Genomic DNA, 20,615 nt, shown 5'->3' on the forward strand with positions numbered 1-20,615 from the left:
CGGCCGGCGCGGCCGTGCCTCCACGGGCTTCGTGGATCTGCCGGCGTCAGCCCACCGGCTCGGGCGTGCGCCGGGCCGGCGCGGCCGACGGGGAGCCGGAGGCCGCCGCACCCAGGGCGGTCCCTCGCGTCTCCTCGGCCCACAGGACGCACACCAGCAGGCCGACGGCCGTGGTGCCGGCCGCGATCAGCATGGTCGGCCCGGTACCGAGCCCACTGAGCGACAGGGGCAGCAGATACGTACCGACCGCCGCGCCGATCCGGCTCACCGAGGTCGCGACACCGACCGCCGTCGCCCGGATCTCGGTCGGGAAGAGCTCGTTCGGGTAGGTCCAGTCGAGCACGTTGGGCCCACCGCACAGGAACGCGTAGGCGCACAGCGCGATGACGGCGACCGCGGCGGGGGCGGCGGGCCAGACGCCCAGCAGCGCGAGCGGAACGATCATCAGGGCGAACGACCAGATGATCACCGGCCGACGGCCCCAGGTGTCGATCAGCCGCAGCGCCGGGAAGCAGCCCAGCAGGAAGACCAGGCTCACCAGACCGGTGCCGAGCGTGTCCAGCACGGTGCCGCCCGGCATGCCGAAGGACGAGAGGATCTGCGGACCGAACGTCAGCATCGCGAAGAGCGGGCCGACCTGGCAGAGGAAGAACAGGCCGCAGAACAGCGTGCGGCGCCGGTAGGGCTGGGTCATCAGCAGGCGCAGACCGCCGGGGCGGCCGGCCTCGGCGGGATCGGGCATCAACTCCCGGCCGTCCACCCGGACACCGAGGTGCTTCTCGACCACGCGCACCGCGTCACCGACCCGCCCGTGGGCGGCGAGCCAGCGCGGCGACTCGGGCGAGCCGCGCCGGATCACCAGGAACACCACGCACAGGACGGTGGAGCTGGCCAGCATCCAGCGCCAGCTGCCCTGCCCGCCGAACCGCAGGAACAGATAGCCCGTCAGGTAGGCGAGGACGGAACCGGCGTACCAGGCGACGATCTGCTGACCGAGCAGCCGGCCGCGGTGGCGGGACGGCAGCCACTCGGCGAGGAGCGAGGTCGCGATCGGGTAGTCGGCGGCCACCGCCATGCCGAGCACGAAGCGCAGCAGGGCGATCGCCCACACCGTGTCGACCCAGAAGGAGAGCACGGAGCAGACGACCATCACCAACAGGTCCGCGGTGTACATCACCTCCCGGCCGATCTTGTCGGTCAGCACGCCGAAGAGCGCGCCACCGACGAACATGCCGACCAGGGCGGCGGCGCCGATCAGGCTGACCTCGGCGGTGGAGAGGCCGAGGTCGGGACGCATCCCGATCAGGGCCACGCCGACGATGCTCAGGATGTAGCCGTCCAGCAAGGGCCCACCGGAGCAGGCCAGGGCCAGTCTCCGATGGAAGCCGGTATACGGGGCGTTGTCGATGGTTCGGGACATGGAATTCGGGTCCTCCGGGGCGTACGGCGGTGCTCCCGCACACCGTGCGCCTGGTAGACGGCAGAAGTCGGGGCCGCCCGGGCGGGCGGCCCCGTCACCCGGACACACCGGGCGACCGTCCACGGTTGCCCGCTCCGGAGCGGTCCCCACGAGGACGAAGGTCGACCGGATTGGGGTCCTTGGTCCCGAACCGGACGGGCCTTGGGACCCGTGCGGCGACCCCGCGGGCCGTCTGTACCGGGGCCGGGCCGGGGCAGCCCCGCTCCTCCCGAGGCGGCCGCGCGGAACAGGTGACACTTCTCACCCGGACATGCCGAATCACCCCTTTTGCCCGATATGCGGTGATTTCAAGTCAGGGCACGGTGCTGGAGCTGGAGCCGGAGCCGGACACACGTCAGCCGGACGACCGGCCGGACCTCCTGCCCCCACTACGGCCGCGGCCCCGGCGCCGAAGCGCCGGGGCCGTCGTCAGCTGCCGGCACACGGGCCCGCGAGGGCCGGCCCGGCCGGGTGGTACTCAGCGGGGGTCGACGATCTCCGGTGCGAAGACCGTCCCCAGCGGCTCGGGGCCGACGTACCGTTGGCAGTTGCACTGCCGGGGCTCGAACTGCAGGGGCTTGCGGTCGGCGTCCCACGCCGTGGGTGCCTCGACCGCCTCATGGCACTTGCCCTGCTTGTCGTGCTTCGCCAGGTGATGAGTGCATCCGCAGACGGGCTCCGGGGCCCGCTTCGCCGCGTCGAGTGCGAGCTGCCGCCGTTCAGCGGCCTGCTGAAGCTCCATCTTCCGCTCGTGGCGCGTCTTCAGCGCGCCCCGGACGTTGTCGCCGATCCAACCCCCGCCGATCATCACCGCAGGTATCAGCGCCCAGATCCAGCCAGCCATGCCACCACTCCCCTGTTCGACCGGCCCACAGCTTACGGCCCGTCCGCGACAGCCCGGCCACCTCGCGCACCCGTCCGACGACCGGCCGCTCCGCCGGACCCGGCACCGGGCGGGAGCCGACTCCCCGGGGGTGGCTGCGACCGGACCGCCGAAGGCTCAGGACAGGCGCCCCCAGGCGGTGACCAGGCCAGGAGGCCCACGGCCCCAGGGCTGCGACCTCGTCCTCGACCTCGCACGCCGGCGCCCCGCCGCCTGCCGCACCCTCCCGCCCACCACCGGGGGCACAGGGGCGGAAAGAAAGGTGATTCGGTTTTCTCCGTCGTGTCGATCCGCGACGGCCCCGTTCGACCTGAGATAGAGAGAGGGTCGGACAGCGGCCCCGCTACCAAGGAGACCAGCCATGGCGAAGTACATGTTGATCATGCGAGGCAACGAGGACTCGGTCGCGAAGATGATGGAGACGCCCTTCGACGAAATGCTCGCGACGATGGGCCGCTACAACGAGGAGCTGATCCGGGCGGGCGTGCTCGTCGCAGCCGAGGGCCTGGACGACGCCTCGCAGGGCGTGGTGGTCGATCTCGGCGGGGAGACCCCCGTTGTCACCGACGGCCCGTACGGTGAGACCAAGGAACTGTTCGGCGGCTACTACATCCTCGACGTGGCCTCGAAGGAGGAGGCCGTCGAATGGGCCAAGCGCCTCCCGGCGTTCCCGGGCACGAAGGTGGAGATCCGCCGGGTGCCGGGGATCGACGAGTTCCCGCAGGACAACGAGTGGATCGTCAAGGAGCGGGCATGGCGCGAGCGGACCGGCCAGCTCTGACACCCGCACGCTCCGACGGCCCGCCGGACACCGAATCGGCCCGGCGGGCCGTCGAGGCCCTCTGGCGCATCGAGTCCGCGCGGATCACCGGCGCACTCACCCGCTACACCGGGGACTTCGACCTCGCCGAGGACGTCGCCCAGGAGGCCCTGGCCCAGGCACTCGTCGTCTGGGCGCGCGACGGCGAGCCGGCCAGCCCCGTGGGCTGGCTGCTGGCCACCGCCCGGCGGCGCGCCATCGACCAGTTCCGCCGCCGCTCCGCCCTCGACGACCGGTACGCCGCGCTCGCGGCCCGGCTCGGCGAGGGCGAGGCGAGCTCCGGCGCGGAGCCCGCTGCGGACCGGTCGGACGACCCGCCGTGGGACCCGGACCGGATCGAGGACGACGTCCTCGCGTTGATGTTCGTGGCCTGCCACCCGGTGCTCTCGCCGGAGGCCCGCGCCGCGCTGACCCTGCGCGTGGTCGCCGGCCTGTCCAGTGAGGAGATCGCCCGCGCGTTTCTCGTCCCCGTGCCGACCGTCCAGGCACGGATCACCCGGGCGAAGAAGACGATCGCCGCGGCCGCGGTGCCGTTCGAGCTCCCGCCGCCCGCGGAGCGGCGCGAGCGGCTCGGCGGCGTCCTGAGCGTGCTGTACGTGATCTTCACCGAGGGCTCGACGGCGACGACCGGCGATGACCTGCTGCGCCCCGGTCTCGCCTTCGAAGCGATCCGGCTGGCCCGGACGCTGGCCGCGCTGCTGCCCGACGAAGGGGAGGTGTTCGGGCTGCTCGCGCTGTTCGAGCTCACCGCCGCACGGTTCCCCGCGCGCACCGGGCCCGACGGCGAGCCCGTCCTGCTGGAGGACCAGGACCGCCGCCGGTGGGACCGCTCCGCCGTCCGCCGCGGCCTCGCGGCGCTCGACCGGGCGACGGCCACCGGACGCGGTCTGGGGCCCTACGGCCTGCAGGCGGCGATCGCCGCCTGCCATGCCGAGGCCCCGTCCGTCCCGGAAACCGACTGGGAGCGGATCGTGCTCCTCTACGAGGCGCTCGGCCGGGTCGCGCCCTCCCCCGTCGTGGAACTCAACCGGGCGGTGGCCGTGGCCATGGCGACCGGGCCGCAGGACGCGCTGGCGCTCGTCGACGAGCTCGTCGCCTCCGGCCGCCTCTCCGGCTCCCACCTGCTCCCGAGCGTGCGCGGCGAGCTGCTCTCGCGGCTCGGCCGCACCACCGAGGCACGGGCGGAGCTGGAGCTCGCCGCACGCCTGTGCCGCAACAGCCGCGAACGGTCCGTGCTGCTGCGCAAGGCGGCTGCGCTCGCCTGACGCCGGCCGCCCCGCCTCCGCCCCGCTCCCCGCCGGGGCGGAGGCGTCGTACGTGTGAGGCCGCGGAGCCGCCGTCGGGCACCGCGCCGGACCGCGGTCCGTCACGGAGTGTGGACGGCCGGCGGGCCGGGCTGAGGGCTGTGGCAACGCCGCTGCACCGACCGAACACCCACGGTCCGGAACAGCGGCGTCGCGGCGTTCCAAGCACTCATCCAACCCGCCGACGTGCGGCGCCCGGTCAGGGCGCCTCGCCGCCGAAGTCCTTCCGGGCCAGCAGACGGTAGGCATTGGAGAGGCCCGCCGGACCCGCGACGCGGGCGAGGAGGCGGTCCGCCAGAGCGGCGATGAGCAGGGCGGGCGCGCCCGCGACGAACACACCGGCGCGCAGCGCCCGCCGTAGCCGGCCCGGGGGGCGTCCTGCGCGCCACGGCGCGTCCTCGCGCGGGGCGAGCGCATCGAGCAGGAGCCAGCAGGCGGCCAGCAGGTCGACGGGGTCGTGCGGCTCGGTGTGCTGTTCGAGCAACACGGTGAAGCCGAGTTCGTCGAGGCGGTGACGCAGGTTGGCCGCCGGGGCCAGGTTGAGGTGCTGCGGCTGGAGCCAGGGCAGCCACCAGCGGCCGAGCAGCCGGGCGTAGCGGCTCTGCGGGTCGGGGACCTCGATCAGCAGCAGTCCGCCCGGGCGCAGCACCTGCCGGGCCGCGGCGAGTTCCCGGTGCGGTTCGGTGCTGTGCTCGAGGTAGTGGAACATGCTCACCACGTCGTACTGTCCGGGCATCCGGCCGGCCTGTCCGGGGAAGGTTCCGCGCAGGCCGCGGGTGACGCGGCCGTGGCGTTCGGCGAGTTCGACGCCCTCGCTGAGGTCGAGGCCGTCGAAGACCGTGGCGGGGAAGACCTCGCGTGCGGTCTCGCAGAAGTGGCCGTGGCCGGTGCCGACGTCCAGCCAGCGACCGGGTGCGGCGGTGAACGGGAGAACCGACCGGGCGCGGCCGCGGTAGGTACTCCTGCGGGTGCCGAGGGTGGCGCCGAGCCGTTGTTCGCCGAGGCCGTCGTAGAAGTCGCGGTAGTAGAAGGCGAGGCCCGCCTCGGTCAGCCGGGGGTTCTGGAAGACGTGCCCGCAGGCCTCGCACTCGTCGAGGACGAAGGTGCCGGGCTTGTACTGCAGGAGGTCGCGGGTGCGCAGCCGCAGCCGGAGGAGGCAGGCGCCGCACCAGGGGCAGTCGGTGCGGCGCGGTTCGAAGAACCGGTCGGTGCCGTCGGCGAGTTCGCTCTGGTAGGCGGGGCGCAGGCCGGCGATGGCGGCCTGCCGGGAGCGGGCTGCCGGTTGCGTGGTCATCGGGGCTCCTTCCGTTCGGCTGTCGGCACGGTGAACCGGGCGGGGCCGGGCGGGGCGACGGCCGGCGTGCCGGTGTCCGGCAGGTGGCGGCCGGTGGCCAGTGCTTCGAGCCGTACGGCGGCTGCGGCGGCGCCGCCCGCGGCGCGGAAGGAGTCGCCGATCCGGCGGGCGGCGGCCCGGTGGGCGGGGTCGCCGAGCACGGTGTCGACGGCCTGGCCGAGCCGGGTCGGGTCGGTGCGGCCGAACCTGATCCGCACGCCGGCGCCGGCCTCGGCGACCTGGTGGGCGATCACCGGCTGGTCGTCGCGGATCGGGGCCACCACGAGGGGGACGCCGTGCCAGAGGGCCTCGCAGACGGTGTTGTGGCCGGCGTGGCAGACCACCGCGGCGGTGTGCGGGAGCAGGTCCAGCTGCGGTACGGCGGGCAGGGACAGCAGGTCGCGGTCGGGCGGCTGGTCCGCGAGCACGCCGGCCGGGTCGACGATCACGGCCTGCAGGCCGGCGGCACGGGCCCGGAGCGCCTGCCTGCAGACCGTGAGGAAGGCGGCGCCGGTGTCGGCGTTGGCCGTGCCGAGGGTGACCAGCACGGTGGCGCGGTCCCGGTCCAGCCACTGCCACGGGAAGGCCGGGGTCGTCGGCCGGGGTGCGATCGAGGGGCCGACGAAGTGGACCGGGCCGCTGCCGGCGGTCACGGGCCCGGTCAGGTCCGGGGTGGTGAAGGCGAGCACCAGGTACGGGGAGAACCGCGGGTCGGTCGCCGTTGGCGGGGCGCCGATCCGTCCGCGCAGGCCGGTGAGCAGGTCGCGGACCCAGGCGGCGACCAGGGGCAGGTCGTCGAGCGCGCCGGTCAGCTCGGCGGAGGTGGTCGCGGAGGTGGCCCAGGGCAGGCCGAGTCGTTCGGCGACGAGGGCGCCGGCGAGGGCCTGCTGGTCGGCGACGACGACGTCGGGGCGGAATTGCCGGCACGCCAGGGCGACGCCCGGTGCCATCGCCTCGGCGAGCGGGATCAGGAAGTCCTGCCAGAGGAACTTCAGCGCGCCCGGCCCGCGCAGGTCGGGTGGCCGCTCCGGGGTCCGGGGCGGGGTGGCGCACGGGTGGATCTCGCTGTCCGGTCCGGCCAGGTGCGTGATCAGGCCGGGTACTCCGGCCCATGCCACGGTGTGCCCTCGCCGCGCCAGTTCGGCGGCGACCCCGACGGCCGGGTTCACGTGGCCGACGAGGGGCGGGACGACGAAGAGGAAGCGGCTCACGGGCGGGTCCGTCCCGGTGCGAGCACGGTGCGGTCGTCGCCGCGTGCTCCGGCGGCCACGGCGGCCGGCTCGTCGCGTGCTCCGGCGGGTACGGCGGCCCGCTCGCCGCGCAGCTCCACGCCCTGCTCGCGCAGCCAGTCCAGCGCCAGCTCGCCCACCACGACGGGGTTCTCCACCAGCACCGAGTGATCGTGCCCGGACACGAAGGTGCTGCGGCAGTCCGGCAGCAGGTCGTCCAGCCAGGCCGCCTGCTCGGCCAGATCCGATTCGGTCCCGTAGACGGCCAGGACCGGGCAGCGGATCGTGCGCAGCTCCGCCTCGCCCGGCAGCCGGCTCGCCGGGATGTCCCGGGCGAGCGAGGTCGCGGCGAGCAGCCGTCCGGCCGAGCGGGCCAGCCTGGCGGTGTGCGGTCCGCGCCGGTCGGCGACCCAGGCCAGGGTGGCCTCGTCGAGCAGTTCGGTCCCGGCCCGGCGCAGGATGCCGTCCAGCTTCACGGACCAGGCCCGGGAGGCCGGTTCGGACTCGATGGCCAGGATGCTCGCCACCGCCGCGGGTCTGCGGACGGCCAGGCCGAAGGCCACGGTGCCGCCGAAGGAGTTGCCGAGCAGGTGCACCGGGCGGGTGACGGCCGACCGGTCGAGCAGCAGCGCGAGGTCGTCCACGAAACTCTCCAGCCGGTAGCCGGTGGGCGGCCGGCCGGAGCGGCCGTGGCCGCGCTGGTCGTACATCAGCACGTCCAGCCCGGCCGCGGCGAGTGTCGGGGCGATGGTGAAGTAGTGGCTGGCCATGCTGTCGGTCAGCAGGCCGTGCACCAGGACGGCCGTGGCGGCGGGCGGGCGGCCGTCGGACGGGGCGAGCCGCTGCACGTGGCAGCGCAGCCCTTCGAGGTCGAGGAAGGGCACGGTCAGCCCCGCTCGGCCGGGCTCAGGCGCTCCACCACGTACGCGACCAGCCGGCCCACGGTCAGCTCGATGATCTCGTCCAGCTCCATGCCGGAGACGAACTCGGCGAAGTTGATGCGGTCGCCCCAGCGGGCCTGGAGCTGCCCGGCGAGGGTCACCAGGTCGATGCTCTCCAGTTCGAGGTCCGCGGTGAACCGGGTGTCCATGGTGACCTCGGCCTCGTCGAGGCCGTACTCGTCGAGCAGCGCGGCCAGCATGGCGGTGATCTCGCCGAGGACCTGCTGGGCGGTCGGCGGGGTGTGGTCCACGGTCTGCTCGCTGACAGTCACGGGGCTGTTGTCCCTTCGGGGTCGCGGTCGGTGTGTCCGGTCTGCTCGTGGGGTCCGGGCCGGGGTCCGGGCCGGGGTCCGTCGTCCGGCCCGGCGGTCCAGGCCACCACGTAGCGCCGCCCGGGCAGGCCGGGCGGGCTGGTGACGGTGGTGCAGTGCACGCGGTGGCGGCGGGGCCCGGCGGGTCCGGCGGTCTCGACCAGCAGGGTGGACGGTTCGGCCGCCACCACCGTGAAGTCCCGTGGACGGCCGCGCAGTCCGGTGCCCTCGGCTTTGGCGACGGCCTCCTTGGCCGCCCAGAACCGGGTGAACCAGAGTGCCCCGTCCCCGGCCTCGTCGGCACGACCACTGCCGGCGTCGCCGTGGTCTGTGCCGTGTCCGTTGCTGTGTCCGCCACTGTGGCCGTTGCTGTGTTCGTCACTCTGGCCGGCGCTGCGACCGTTGCCGGGGCCGGTACCGTCGCCGTCGCTCTGGCCGCCGCGGGCCCGGCAGGCGGCCAGGAGCTCCGACTCGGCCCGGCCGAGGGCGACTTGGAGCGTCTCGCCCGGGCGGTCGACGACCTGCTCGATGTCGATGCCGACGCCGTCGCGGGCCGGGCGGACCAGGGCGACCGCGGCCTCGGCGCAGTGCGCGAGCGAGACGTCGAGCTCCGGCAGCGTCCGGCCGTGGACGCCCGCCACCACCGGCCGGCCGGCCGCGTCGTTGCCGACCTCGATCTCGGCCGGGAAGACCGGGCCCTCACCGTGCTCCCACAGCCGGCGCCGCACCGCGTCCTTGACCGCGATCCGGCCGAGCAGCCAGGCCCGGCGGCCGCGCGGCGGCTGCCGGGCGTACTGGTCCCGTTCGGCGGCGCCGAGGTGGTTGCGCATGATCAGGTCGCGCGAGGCGAGGTCCGGCCAGCGTTCGTGCAGCAGGACCCAGCCGGCCGGCTGCGGCCGGGACAGCGTGTTGCGGTCGACGAAGCGTTCGACGGGGCGGGTCTCGGGGTGACTGTCGAAGCGGCGGTCCTGCCAGCCGTGCAGTTCCGCCCAGACCGGGCCACCGGCGGGGCGCAGCTGGACGTCGGCTTCGAGCACCTGGTCGGTGAGGGCGGTGATCCGGATGTGGCAGTGCAGTTCGGTGCCGGCGCGCGGCGCCGGGCCGTGGATGCGCAGCCGCCGGATGCCGACCGGGAACACCACGGTGCGCTCGGTGCGGGTGGCCATGATCCAGTAGCCGAGCAGCTGGCCGACGTTGTCCAGCAGCGCACCCGGCGCAGCGGGGGCGGTGATCACGCCGCGGATGTGCGACGCGCCGATCGCGGTCAGCTCGGTCAGGCCCTGGAACGCGGGGCCGTGGAACATCCACCGTTCCTGGTAGAGGCCGGCCGCGGTCAGCTCGGGCACCTGCTCGCCGGCCACCGGGACCGGCCACGGCGCGGGCGGCGGTGCGTAGCGGTCCGCCACCTCGACGGCGCCCTGGGCGAAGTGGCCGAACTCGGCGCTGTACAGACCCGGTTCGGTCTCCTGGAGGGTGATGGCCAGGTCGAGCGGTTCGGCGGCCGGTACCCACTGGCCGAAGCGCAGGTCGCGCCCGCCGGTGGCGATCCGGCCCGGTGCGATCCGCTCGGCCGCCTCCTGAAGGTGGTGGACGATCGTGGTGGCGGGGACGACCGGCCAGCGGTCCGTCGGATCGGGCCAGCCCTGGCGTTGCCGGAAGAAGCAGTGGTCGGACAGGTAGGGCATGGCGTCGAGCGAGACGTGCAGCGGGAGGACGTGCCGCCGGGGGCTCGGTGCGGGGTTCGGTGCGGCCGCCGGCCGGGTGGCGAAAACTGGGGTGACGGAGTTCGGGGCGGTGGGGTGCGGGGCAGTGGGGTGCAGCGTGGTGGTGCGGGCCATGGCGGACGGGCGCGTCGGGGGCGTGTGCGGCATCCGGGCGGCCGCGCCGAACAGCTCGACCGCGGTGCGCTCGGTCTCGCGCAGGAGCGCGTCCAGGCCGGCGGCCGGCGGAAAGCGCCGGCCGAGGTCGCCGAGCGTCTCCGCGGTCCGGGCCGCCGGCGTCAGCTCGGCGCGCAGTCCGTCGAGCGTGGCGCGGTCCAGCGAGACCAGGGCGCTGCCGAGGTCCAGCGGCACCGCCGGGTGCTCCCGCGCCGTGCCCCGGCTCCCCGTCCGGGCGGGCAGCAGGGCGGCCGCGTCCGGTTCGGCGCCGTCCGCCCACATCGCCGCCGCCACTCGGCGCAGCTGCGCCAGGCCGTCGCGCTGGGCCGAGTTGGCCGCGACCGCCAGGTGCTCCCGGTCCTGGAGGATGTCGCCGACCAGCGAGCCCAGCTGTCCGGTGCCGACCTGGACGAATGCCCGGAAGCCGGCCGCGTACAGTGCCTCGACCAACGGCCGGAACCGTACCGGCTCCAGCAGGTGTCGCAGGAACAGCTCCCGTACCTCGGCCTCCGCCGTCGGGAACGGCGCGGCCGTCGTCCCCGACCACACCGGTACGGTCGGCCGGTGCAGGTCGAACCGCTCGGCCGCGGCCCGGATCGGTGCCAGGTACGGTTCGAGCATCGGCGTGTGGAAGCCGGACCGGAACGGCAGGACCTGCCCGAGCACCCCGCGCGCCCGGAACCACCGCACCAGTTCGGTGACCGGCTGCTGCGGGCCGCAGACGATCGCCTGCTGCGGTGCGTTGTCGTGGGACAGGACGACCTCGGCCATGCCGGGCAGCGTCGCCAGGGCATCGACGACGTGGTCCGCCGGGGCGCCGAGCGCGGCGAAGGCCAGGCCGGGCACGTGCAGCGCGTCCGGGTCGAACGACTCCAGGAACGCGTCCACCGAGGCGCCGGAATACAGGCCGGCGGTGATCATCGCGGTCCACTCGCCGACGCTGTGCCCGGCGACCGCGTCGGGCCGCAGGCCGATCCGGCGCAGGGCACGGTCGAGCAGGCGGCCGACCGTGACCACGCCCGCGCCGTGCCGGCCGATGTCGCCGACCCGGGCGGCATCGCCCACGGCCGGCCGGGGCAGCCCGAAGTGGTCGGCGACATCGGCCACCCGCGGCGCGAACTCGCCCTCCAGGCCCGGGAAGAGGAACGCGAGCCGCCCGCCGCCCGGTCCGAGCAGGGGCCGCGGCGCGTACCAGACGTCACCGCGCCCGCGCCAGGCCCGGCCGCGGGCGACCGCGCGGCGGGCCAGGGCCATGCTCTTCGGCGTCGGACCGACGACGGCCAGGCGGCAGGACGGCGCCGACGGGCCTGGCTCGGGCAGGCCGGCGGCCGCCGGGCCGGTGGCGTCGTCGCCGATGAGGGCCGCGAGTTGCTCGGGTGTGTCGGCCGCCAGGCGCAGGACCCGCTCGGGCTCCACGACCTTCGTGGAGGCGGTGCCGGGTGCGGGCCGGGCCGTCCGCGCGATGCCAGTCGCCGGCGGCGGGACGGCACCGGCGCCGGGGGCCTGTTCCATCACGACGTGCGCATTGATGCCGCCGAAGCCGAAGGCGTTCACCGCCGCACGGCGCGGACCGTCGGTGCCCTCCCAGGGACGCGCCGTGCCGATGGTGGCGAAGCGCGTGGCCGCCAGGGCCGGGTGCGGGTCCTCGCAGTGCAGGGTGGGCAGCAGCACCCCGTGGTGGACCGCCAGGGCCGCCTTGACCAGGCCGGCGATCCCGGCGGCCGGCATGGTGTGGCCGATCATCGACTTGACCGAGCCGAGGACGGCGCGCGGCTCCCGGGCCGCATGGGGCCCGAACACCTCTGCCAGCGTCCGGAGTTCGGCCAGGTCGCCGGCCGGAGTCGCGGTGCCGTGCGCCTCCAGCAGTCCCACCGCGCCGGGCGTGGTCGGGTCCAGCCCGGCGGAACGCCAGGCCTCCCGAACCGCCCGGCCCTGACCGCCCGGGTCGGGGTTGGCCAGGGCGGATGTGCGCCCGTCGCCGGCGACCCCCGTGCCACGGATCACCGCGTACACCCGGTCGCCGTCCCGGTCGGCGTCGGCGAGGCGTTTCAGGACGACCACGCCGGTGCCCTCGCCGATCAGGATGCCGTCGGCGCCCCGGTGGAAGGGGCGGATCCGCTGGCTGGGGGACAACGCCTTCAGCTGGGTGAAGACGCTCCACAGCGTCACGTCGTGACAGTGGTGCACGCCGCCGGCCAGCACCACGTCGCACCGGCCGGTCACCAGTTCGCCGACCGCCTGGTCCACCGCGATCAGGGACGAGGCGCACGCGGCGTCCACCGTGTACGCGGGCCCGCGCAGGTCGAGCCGGTTGGCGACCCGGGAGGCGGCCAGGTTCGGCACCAGGCCGATCGCCGCCTCCGGCCGGTCCGGGCCCAGCCTCTCGGTGAACGCCGTCCTGACCCGGTCGAGCTGGCCATCGGTCAGTTCCGGCAGCAGCTCGCGGAGCGTGCGGACCAGCTGGTGCGAGCCGCGCACCCGCTGGTCGAGGCGGGCGATCCCGGGTGTCAGGTAGCCGCCGCGCCCCAGCACCACGCCGACCCGGTCGCGGTCCGGCAGCCGGTCGGGGCCACCGGCGTCCTCGACGGCCGCGGCGGCGACCTGGAGCGCGATGAGCTGGTCCGGCTCGGTGCCGGCGACGGAGTTCGGCACCAGTCCGAAGCGGGTCGGCTGCACCGCCGCCAGCTCGTCCACGAAGCCGCCGCGCCGGCAGTACACCTTGTCCGGTGCGCCCGCGCCCACATGGCCCGGGTCCGCGGCCGCACGGGGGTCGTAGTACTCGGCGTCCCAGCGCCCGGCCGGGACATCGGTGATCGCGTCCACCCCCTCCACCAGGTTCCGCCAGTAGGTGGCGAGGTCCGGTGCGCCGGGCAGGAGGACGGCCATGCCGACCACGGCCACCGCGGGTGGCTGACGGTCCGTCACCGCGTCACCAGCCCGAGGCCGTGTAGACGACCGAGCGCAGGCCGGGCTCGCCCCAGGCGAGCTCGCGCAGCAGGGCGAGCGAGCCGGCGTCCGGCGCGATCAGCTTCACCCCGCGGTCGGCGTAGCTGTGCGCGAGCTCCGGGGAGACCATGCCGCCGTGCCGGCCGGACGGCGCCCACGGCCCCCAGTGCACGGTGAGCGCGCGGTGCCCGGTCTGCTGGGCCCAGCGCGCGCCCAGGCCCTCCAGCGCGTCGTTGGCCGCCGCGTAGTCGGCCTGCCCGCGGTTGCCGAGCACTGCCGCGATGCTGCCGAAGAGCACGGTGAACCGCGGGCCGGCCGGCAGTTCGGCCAGCGCCTCCAGCAGGGCGCGGGCACCCTCGGCCTTGGTGGTGAAGACCCGCCCGAACGAGGCGGGGCTCTTCTCGGCGAACACCTTGTCCTCGATCACGCCCGCGGCGTACACCACTCCGTCGAGGCGGCCGTGTTCGGCGTGGACCTCCTTGACGGCCTGGCGCAGCGCCGCCGCGTCGGCCACGTCCACGGTCCGGTACGCGGCGCGGGCGCCGAACGCGTCCAGCTCGGCGAGGGTGGCCGCGACCTCCCGGCCGGCGAGCAGCCCGGACGCCGCGGCGTCCACTTCCGGAAGCGGCATGCCACCGCGGGCGAGCACCGCGCGCAGGGCGGCGCGGTCGCCGGCCGCCGCGGTGACCGGGTCCTCCGGGCCCTCCGGCGGTGCGGTGCGGCCGAGCAGCTCCAGTCGGCAGCGGCTCGCGGCCGCCAGGGTGGCGGCGAACCGCGCCGTGATCCCCCGGGCGCCGCCGACCAGCAGGACGACGGCGTCGCGGTCGAGGCCCAGTGCCTCGGCCTCCGCCACACCGTCACCGGCCGGGCCGGCGCCGGTGCTGCCGAGCACGCCGAGACCCGACTCGCGCAGGGTGAGGCCGCGCCGCCCCGCGGAGGTGCGCAGCACCACCGGCTCGCGATCGGCGGCCCGGAGCTCCGCGGCGAGCAGCTCGGCGGCCAGGACCGGGTCGCCGGTCCGGTCGAGCTCGACCAGGCGGGCGGAGAGATGCGGGTACTCGGCGGCCAGCGTGCGGAACAGGCCGCGCAGGCCCTCGGCGCGCGCAGTCCCGGCGGGTGTGGTCCCCGCGGGTGTCGCGGGGTGGCCCGTCGCGGCGGGACCCGTCGCCGGGCCGTCGGCCGCCCGGGCGGCGAGCAGCCAGCGCGGTGCCCGGGCCAGCGCGGCCTGCAGGGCGGGGACGGCCGCGGGCAGCACGGGCGCACCCTCGGGCGAGAGCGGGTCGAGCAGCACGACCCCGTCCACGGGGCCGTCCGCGGTGGACAGTTCGTACGCCGCGTCGTGGGAGGCCACTTCGGCGCCGAGGGCGTTCAGGCGGGCCGTGAGGGCGGCGGCGATGCCGTGCGTGTCGTCGCCGAGGAGGTGGAAGCGCCGGCCGGCAAGGGTGCGGCCGGGCTCGGCGGGCTCCGGGAGCGGAACCGGCTCGACGCGGAGCCGCAGCGGCTCGTGGCCCTCGGGCACCGGCCTGACGTCCGGGCCGCCGACACCGGTGGCAGCGGTCACCGCGTCGCGGCGGGCGGGGTACGGCTCGCCGGCCGCCTGCGAACCGGCGGCGACGGGCTCGGGCAGCTCGCTGCCCGTCCGTCCGCCGGCCGGCGCAGCGGGCTCGGCCTCGCCCGCGGCGTCCCGGCCCAGGGCACCGGCCGGCGCCTCCGCCTCCCCGAGACGCTCGGCGAGCCAGTCGGCGACGGCCGCCGCCGTCCGGGCCCGGGCGAGGTGCTCGACCTCCTCGTCACCCAGTGCCATCCGGTCGTCGGGACGGCCGGCACCGGACGGGCCAACACCGGACGGGCCGGCATCGGACGGGCCGGCCAGGCGGCGGACCAGTCTGCCGATGATCTCGGTGCGCTTGATGGAGTCGATGCTGAGGTCGGCTTCGAGGTCGAGATCGGGCTCGATCATGTCGGCCGGGTAGCCGGTGCGTTCGCCGATCACCTCGATCACCATGGCCAGCAGCTCCGCCGCCGTCGGCACGGCAGCGGCGCCGACGGCCGGCGGGTCCACCGGCAGCCGTCCGGGGGCGGGCGCACCGGCGGGGGCGGGCACCGGCGGCTCCGTCACGGACGGCTGCGGGACCGTCGGCCGAACCGCCGTTCCCTGCACCGACGGCGGCCCCGCGGCCGGGGCCGGGAGCGCCGGCGCCTGCAGTGCCGCGGCCTGCGGCACCGGTGCCGGGAGCGCCGGCGCCTGGGCCGCACCCGCCGCACCGAAGTACGTGAGCAGCACGTCCCGTTGTGCCGCGATCAGCTCCCGGCTGCTGCTCAGGAAGTCCGCGATCAGCGTCTGCGGGTCGTCGCGCCGTGGTTCGTGCGTGGTCACCCATGCCTCCGGTACGAGTCGGGCCGGTGCCAGTGCACCGGGCGGTGTCTCTCCTGCGGCCGTGCGGACCAGTTGGCCGTCGACCGTCCAGCCCGGCCGGCGCGGCGCCTCGGCACGGCCTGCGTCCACTGCGTCGCGTCCGCGGAACAGCCGGTCGGTGTGAACGGCCACACCGGCGACGGCCAGCTCGGCCAGGGCGTCGAGGTAGCCCGGCAGACCGGTGCGCCGCCGTTCCAGCGGGACGGCCCGGTGGGGCCGGTCGCCGAGCACCTCGGAGACCAGCCTGGTCAGCACCGTCCCCGGCCCGGCCTCGACGAAGACCCGGGCGCCCGCCTCGTACATCGCCTCGATCTGTGCCGCGAAGCGCACCGGCGCGCCGATCTGTGCCGCGAGTTCGGCCCGGATCGCGGCGGGCTCCGCCGGGTAGGCGGCCGCCGTGCGGTTCGACCAGACGGGGAACTCCGGCGCCCGCACCGTCCGGTCGGCCAGCGCGGCCGCGAAGCGCTCGCCCGCGCCCGCCACCAGCGGGCTGTGGAAGGCGCACGCCACCGGAAGCCGCTTCACCCCGAACCCGGCAGCCCGCAGCAGGCCGGCGGCCTCCTCGATCTCCGCGGTCGGCCCGGACACCACCGTCTGCCGCGGCCCGTTGTGGTTCGCCACCACCACCCGGCCGGCCGTTCCGGCCTCCCGCAGGACCCGCTCGACGTCGGCGGCCCCGGCCGCGACGGCCGCCATCGTTCCCGGGTCCGTCCCGGCGTCGGCGGCGTCCCCGGGCCCGGCGGCCACCCCGACCGCCGCCAGGATCGACCGCGCCCGCTCGGCGCTGAGCTCCGGCAGGTCCTCGGCCGCCAGCGCACCCGCCGCGCAGAGCGCCACCAGTTCGCCGTAGCTGTGCCCGGCCGCCAGCTGCGGATGCACCCCGGCGAGCGCGAGCGCCTCGTAGGCGGCGAGGCCGGTCATGCCCAGCACCGGCTGCGCCACCCGGGTGTCGGTCAGCTCGGCCCGCTGTCGCTCACGGGCCTCGGCCGTGAAGGCGGCGGGCGGGTGCAGCAGGCCGGCGTGGTCCCGGCCCAGCCGCAGGTGCCGCTGGAGTGCCGGGAACGCCGTGAACAGCTCGGCGAACATGCCCGGCCGCTGACTGCCCTGACCCGGGAAGAGGAACGCCACCTCGCCCACCGGCCCGCCGCCCGGAGCGGGAGCCGACGCCGCGTCCAGGGTCGCGGCCGGAGTCGGGTCCGGGGCCGCGTCCAGGGCCGGGTCCGCCTGATGGAGTCCGTGCTGCGGTGCCTGCTCCCCGTCCAGCGCCCGGTTCAGCAACCCGACCAGCTCCGCGACGTCCGTGGCCACCACCGCGACCTGCACCCGTCCGTGCCCGCCCGCGGCCCGCCGGGCGGCGGCCATCGCCAGGTCGCGCAGCCGCCACGGTGCGCCGGGGGCCTCGGCCAGCCGCAGGATCGCGCGGACTCCGCGCAGCGCCCGCTCCCGGTCCGCCCCGCGGAACAGGAACAGCTCGGCCGGCCAGCCCTGCAGACCGTGCACGGGCGCGGGCCCGTCGTAACCCTGTAGGACCGCATGGAAGTTGGTGCCGCCGAAGCCGAACGCGCTCACGCCGGCGACGCGTCCGGCCGGCGCCGTGGCCCACGGCCGGGGCTCGGTACCGAACACGAACGGGCTCCGGCCGGCCTGCCAGGCCGGGTTCGGCCGGTCCAGGTGCAGCGTCGGCGGCAGGACTCCGGTGTGCAGCGCCAGCGACGCCTTGATCAGACCGGCCAGCCCCGCGGCACACTTGGTGTGCCCGATCTGCGACTTCACGGACCCGAGCGCGCAGCTGCCGGGCGCCGCGCCGGCCTCGGTGAAGACCTCGGTCAGCGTGGTCAGCTCGGTCCGGTCGCCGACCACCGTCCCGGTGCCGTGCGCCTCCACCAGGCCGACCTCGGACGGCGCGAGGCCGGCGACGTGGTAGGCCCGCTCCAGGGCCGCGCGCTGGCCCTCGGGCCGTGGGGCGGTCAGGCCCAGCGAGCGGCCGTCGCTCGCGCTGCCGATGCCCCGCACCACCGCGTACACCCGGTCGCCGTCCCGTTCGGCGTCCGCCAGTCGTTTCAGCACCAGGCAGGCCACCCCCTCGCCGAGGGCGATGCCGTCCGCGGCCGCGTCGAACGGCCGCGACCGCCCGGTCGGGGAGAGCGCGTGCACCGAGGCGAAGAGCAGGAAGTCGTTGATCCCGTTGTGCAGGTCCGCTCCCCCGCACACCATCAGGTCCGCCGTCCCCGCCGTGAGTTCCTTGCAGGCCACGTCGAGCGCGGCGAGCGAGGACGCGCACGCGGCGTCGACGGTGAAGTTGGCGCCCCCCAGGTCCAGCCGGTTCGCGATCCGCCCGGAGATGACGTTGGCCAGCATGCCCGGGAACGAGTCCTCGGTGAGCCCCGGCAGCTGCGCCGCGAGGGCCTCGGGCACCCGGCCCAGGTAGGACGGCAGCACCGAGCGGAGCACGCCCGCGTTGGACAGGTCGCTGCCGGCCTCGGCGCCGAACACCACACCGGCGCGCGAGCGGTCGAAGCCGCGGCCGGCGTCGCCGGCGCCGCTGTCGTAGCCGGCGTCCACCAGTGCGCGCCGGGCCGCCTCCAGCGCCAGCAGCTGCACCGGCTCGATGCTGCCGAGCGCGGACGGCGGGAGGCCGTATCTCAGCGGGTCGAAGGGGATCCGGGGCAGGAAGCCGCCCCACTTGGACGGTGTACGGCCCGGACCGCCGTCGGCCTCGTAGTACACGGCAGGGTCCCAGCGTTCCGGCGCCACCTCGGTGACCGCGTCCACCCCGGCCAGCACGTTGGCCCAGAACGCGGGCAGGTCGGGCGCCTGCGGGAACATGCCCGCCATGCCGACCACCGCGATCTCCAGCGGTTTCGGCCGCCCGGCCGGGGCGCCCTCCCCGCCGAGCCGGCCGGCCAGTTCGGCGGCCCGCACCCTGAGGAAGTCGGCCGCCCCCGCCGTCACCGCGCCGTGCAGTTCGGCCAGCGTCGTGGTAGCCGCGCGCAGCACCGCGACCTGTCCGGCCATGAACATGCCCCGCCGCAGCTGCCCCTGCTCGTCGACCGGCGCCAGCCCGCCCGCCACGCGCTCCAGCCCCTTGCTGGCGACGCGCAGCCGGCCGACGTTCAACTGCTCCAGCCTCTCCCAGGCTTCGCGGTCCGGCACGCCCTGCTCCCGCATCTGTTCCCGGGCCTGGCGGAACTCCGCGGTGAACGGGCTGGGCACGCAGCGGGTCGCGTGCCCGGGGGCGGACAGCAGCAGCTCCGTGCCGCGGGCCGCGATCACCTGGCGCTGGAACTGCGGCTGCACCGCGCCGAGCGCCACCGCCTCCTCGGTGAAGAGGTACGCCGTGCCCATCAGCACGCCCGTCAGGACGCCGCGCTCCGCGACGGGTGCGGCCAGGGCCGCCACCATCGCGGCCGAGCGCTCGTCGTGCACGCCGCCCGCGAACAGCACCTCGATCGCCGGCTCAGCGGTACGGCCGGGGGTCGCGTCGAGGAAGTCCTCGAGGACCGCCAACTGGGCCTCCCAGATCGGGAAGCTGTGCAGCGGCCCGACGTGACCGCCGCACTCCGAGCCCTCGAAGACGAACCGGCGCGCACCGTCCGCCAGGAACTGCCGCAGCAGCCCGGGCGAGGGCACGTGCAGGAAGGTCCGGATCCCGGCTGCCTCCAGGGCTCGCGCCTGCGCGGGCCGTCCGCCCGCGATCACCGCGTGGCTCGGCCGCGCGGCCAGGACCTCGGCCAGCTGCGCGGCCCGCACCTCCTCCGAGGCGAAGCCCAACACTCCGACTCCCCAGGGGAGTTCGCCCAGCTCGGCGGCGGTCCGGGAGAGCAGCTCGCGGGACTGCGGCCCGTCCGCCAGGGCCAGGGCGACGAACGGCAGCGCGCCGGCCCCGGCCACCGCGGCGGCGAAACCCGGCTGGTCGCTGACCCGGGTCATCGGGCCCTGCGCGACCGGGAGTGCGGTGCCGAATGCGCCACCGAGCGGCGAGCCGGTGCCGAGCAGTGCGACGCCGGCGCCGGCCGCCACGTCGCGCACCGCCTCGCGCACGGCGTGGACGCTCCGTGCGACCGTCTCCCAGCGGTCGGCGAACCTGGCGGCCAGGAAGGCATCCTGACCTGCCGTCAGCTCGGTTCTCCCGCCGCCGGGCCCGCCCCACCGCAACACCCGTCGCCCGTCGACGAGCACGGTCTCGGAGCCGTCCGCCGAACGCAGTACGGCCGCGGCCTGCTCGGACGCACCGGACTCGGCCAACAGGGCCAGCTGGGTGTCCAGCACCACGCCCGCGGCGCCACCGGCCACCGCCGCCGCCGCGGTGCGCAGGCCGATGCCACCGGCCGCCCACACCGGCACGGCGATCCCGGGTGCGCCCAGGAGCTGCTGCAGCAGGACGAAGGTGCTCAGCTCGCCGACCGGTCCGCCGCTCTCGCTGCCGCGCGCGATCAGGCCGTCCGCACCACGGCGGACGGCGTTCAGCGCCTGCCGCAGATCGGTCACCTCGACCAGCAGGCGGAGGCCGGTGAACCCGCCCCGGTCCCGGCCGGGGCCGTCACCGGCCTCCAGTGCGCCGGCGGCCAGCACCAGGGTGTGCGGGCCGCTGCCGTCAGGTCTGCGCAGCTCACCGGCCGAAAGGCCGCAGCCCGGGCCCAGTCTGACGCCGAACCGCCCGGGGACACGCTCACGGAGCCGGTCGAACTCCTCGCGGGCCCGACGACCCCCGGCCCCGAGATCGAGCACGCCCAGCGCTCCCGCCCGACACAGGGCCTCGGCGAGGCCGGCGTCCGGCTCGTGGAACGGCGTGATCCCGACGACGAGGTCGGAAAGCGGAAAGCTGGGCGTCATCGACACTCCGGTATGCATCGTGGTGCACCTGAGGGGATGGAAACTCCCGCACAGCACCCGCAAGGCCGTGGGGTGAGTTGGAGCGCCTCGCGCGGTTCCGCTGTTCCGCTGTCCGGGTCTACGCTGATGCTACCGATCGGTAGTGCGTCACAGGTTAAGCCGTGATGACGCGCACATGTCAAGAACCGGGGGCACATGACTCCTTTTCGTCCAGCCGTCATCCCGCGCGAACGGCCCGCTTGGGACCCGGTCTCCTCGCCCGG

Annotated in this window: 10 protein-coding genes; 2 read left to right on the forward strand and 8 right to left on the reverse strand. The window is 75.8% G+C overall.

Going from position 1 to position 20,615, the window contains the following annotated elements:
- Positions 1–46 precede the first annotated feature (46 nt).
- On the reverse strand, positions 47–1,420 hold the full coding sequence (locus tag OG286_RS02725) for an MFS transporter (protein WP_396320404.1): 1,374 nt from the start codon (positions 1,418–1,420) through the stop codon (positions 47–49).
- Between the two features lie 517 nt (positions 1,421–1,937).
- Positions 1,938–2,303, reverse strand: a complete 366-nt coding sequence (locus OG286_RS02730; RefSeq protein WP_396320405.1) for a hypothetical protein — start codon at positions 2,301–2,303, stop codon at positions 1,938–1,940.
- A 400-nt stretch (positions 2,304–2,703) separates the two neighbouring features.
- On the opposite strand from OG286_RS02730, the gene OG286_RS02735 reads away from it, so the two are divergent.
- Both OG286_RS02735 and OG286_RS02740 read left to right on the forward strand, forming a co-directional pair.
- On the forward strand, positions 2,704–3,123 hold the full coding sequence (locus OG286_RS02735) for a YciI family protein (protein WP_396320406.1): 420 nt from the start codon (positions 2,704–2,706) through the stop codon (positions 3,121–3,123).
- Entirely contained in the window at positions 3,096–4,427 is a 1,332-nt protein-coding gene (locus OG286_RS02740) for an RNA polymerase sigma factor (RefSeq protein WP_396320407.1), read from the forward strand. Before OG286_RS02735 ends, OG286_RS02740 begins: the two co-directional genes overlap by 28 nt.
- A 238-nt stretch (positions 4,428–4,665) precedes the next feature.
- Here the strand turns inward: OG286_RS02740 and OG286_RS02745 are convergent, their stop codons facing one another.
- The 6 genes from OG286_RS02745 to OG286_RS02770 form a co-directional block, all read right to left on the reverse strand.
- A complete protein-coding gene (locus tag OG286_RS02745; protein ID WP_396320408.1) occupies positions 4,666–5,760 on the reverse strand; it encodes a class I SAM-dependent methyltransferase in 1,095 nt (364 codons plus the stop codon).
- Entirely contained in the window at positions 5,757–7,010 is a 1,254-nt protein-coding gene (locus OG286_RS02750) for a glycosyltransferase (RefSeq protein WP_396320409.1), read from the reverse strand. Before OG286_RS02750 ends, OG286_RS02745 begins: the two co-directional genes overlap by 4 nt.
- On the reverse strand, positions 7,007–7,912 hold the full coding sequence (locus tag OG286_RS02755) for an alpha/beta fold hydrolase (RefSeq protein ID WP_396320410.1): 906 nt from the start codon (positions 7,910–7,912) through the stop codon (positions 7,007–7,009). The genes OG286_RS02750 and OG286_RS02755 overlap by 4 nt, the downstream gene beginning before the upstream one ends.
- A 2-nt stretch (positions 7,913–7,914) precedes the next feature.
- A complete protein-coding gene (locus OG286_RS02760) occupies positions 7,915–8,169 on the reverse strand; it encodes an acyl carrier protein (protein WP_396320564.1) in 255 nt (84 codons plus the stop codon).
- A gap of 68 nt (positions 8,170–8,237) precedes the next feature.
- Positions 8,238–13,082 carry a beta-ketoacyl synthase N-terminal-like domain-containing protein gene (locus OG286_RS02765; protein WP_396320411.1) on the reverse strand — a complete coding sequence of 1,615 codons (4,845 nt, stop codon included), beginning with the start codon at positions 13,080–13,082 and terminating at the stop codon, positions 8,238–8,240.
- 4 nt (positions 13,083–13,086) lie between these two features.
- The gene (locus OG286_RS02770) at positions 13,087–20,352 is read right to left on the reverse strand and encodes an SDR family NAD(P)-dependent oxidoreductase (RefSeq protein ID WP_405364685.1); all 7,266 of its coding nucleotides are present in this window, start codon (positions 20,350–20,352) and stop codon (positions 13,087–13,089) included.
- Positions 20,353–20,615 lie beyond the last annotated feature (263 nt).

It is taken from the genome of Kitasatospora sp. NBC_00039, assembly GCF_045160625.1.
GTDB lineage: Bacteria > Actinomycetota > Actinomycetes > Streptomycetales > Streptomycetaceae > Kitasatospora.

Excerpts from the sequence above, each read along its gene's own strand:
- OG286_RS02725 (WP_396320404.1), bottom strand. The coding sequence starts at position 1,420 with ATGTCCCGAACCATCGACAACGCCCCGTATACCGGCTTCCATCGGAGA.
- OG286_RS02730 (WP_396320405.1), bottom strand. The coding sequence starts at position 2,303 with ATGGCTGGCTGGATCTGGGCGCTGATACCTGCGGTGATGATCGGCGGG.
- OG286_RS02735 (WP_396320406.1), top strand. The coding sequence starts at position 2,704 with ATGGCGAAGTACATGTTGATCATGCGAGGCAACGAGGACTCGGTCGCG.
- OG286_RS02740 (WP_396320407.1), top strand. The coding sequence starts at position 3,096 with ATGGCGCGAGCGGACCGGCCAGCTCTGACACCCGCACGCTCCGACGGC.
- OG286_RS02745 (WP_396320408.1), bottom strand. The coding sequence starts at position 5,760 with ATGACCACGCAACCGGCAGCCCGCTCCCGGCAGGCCGCCATCGCCGGC.
- OG286_RS02760 (WP_396320564.1), bottom strand. The coding sequence starts at position 8,169 with ATGCTGGCCGCGCTGCTCGACGAGTACGGCCTCGACGAGGCCGAGGTC.
- OG286_RS02770 (WP_405364685.1), bottom strand. The coding sequence starts at position 20,352 with ATGACGCCCAGCTTTCCGCTTTCCGACCTCGTCGTCGGGATCACGCCG.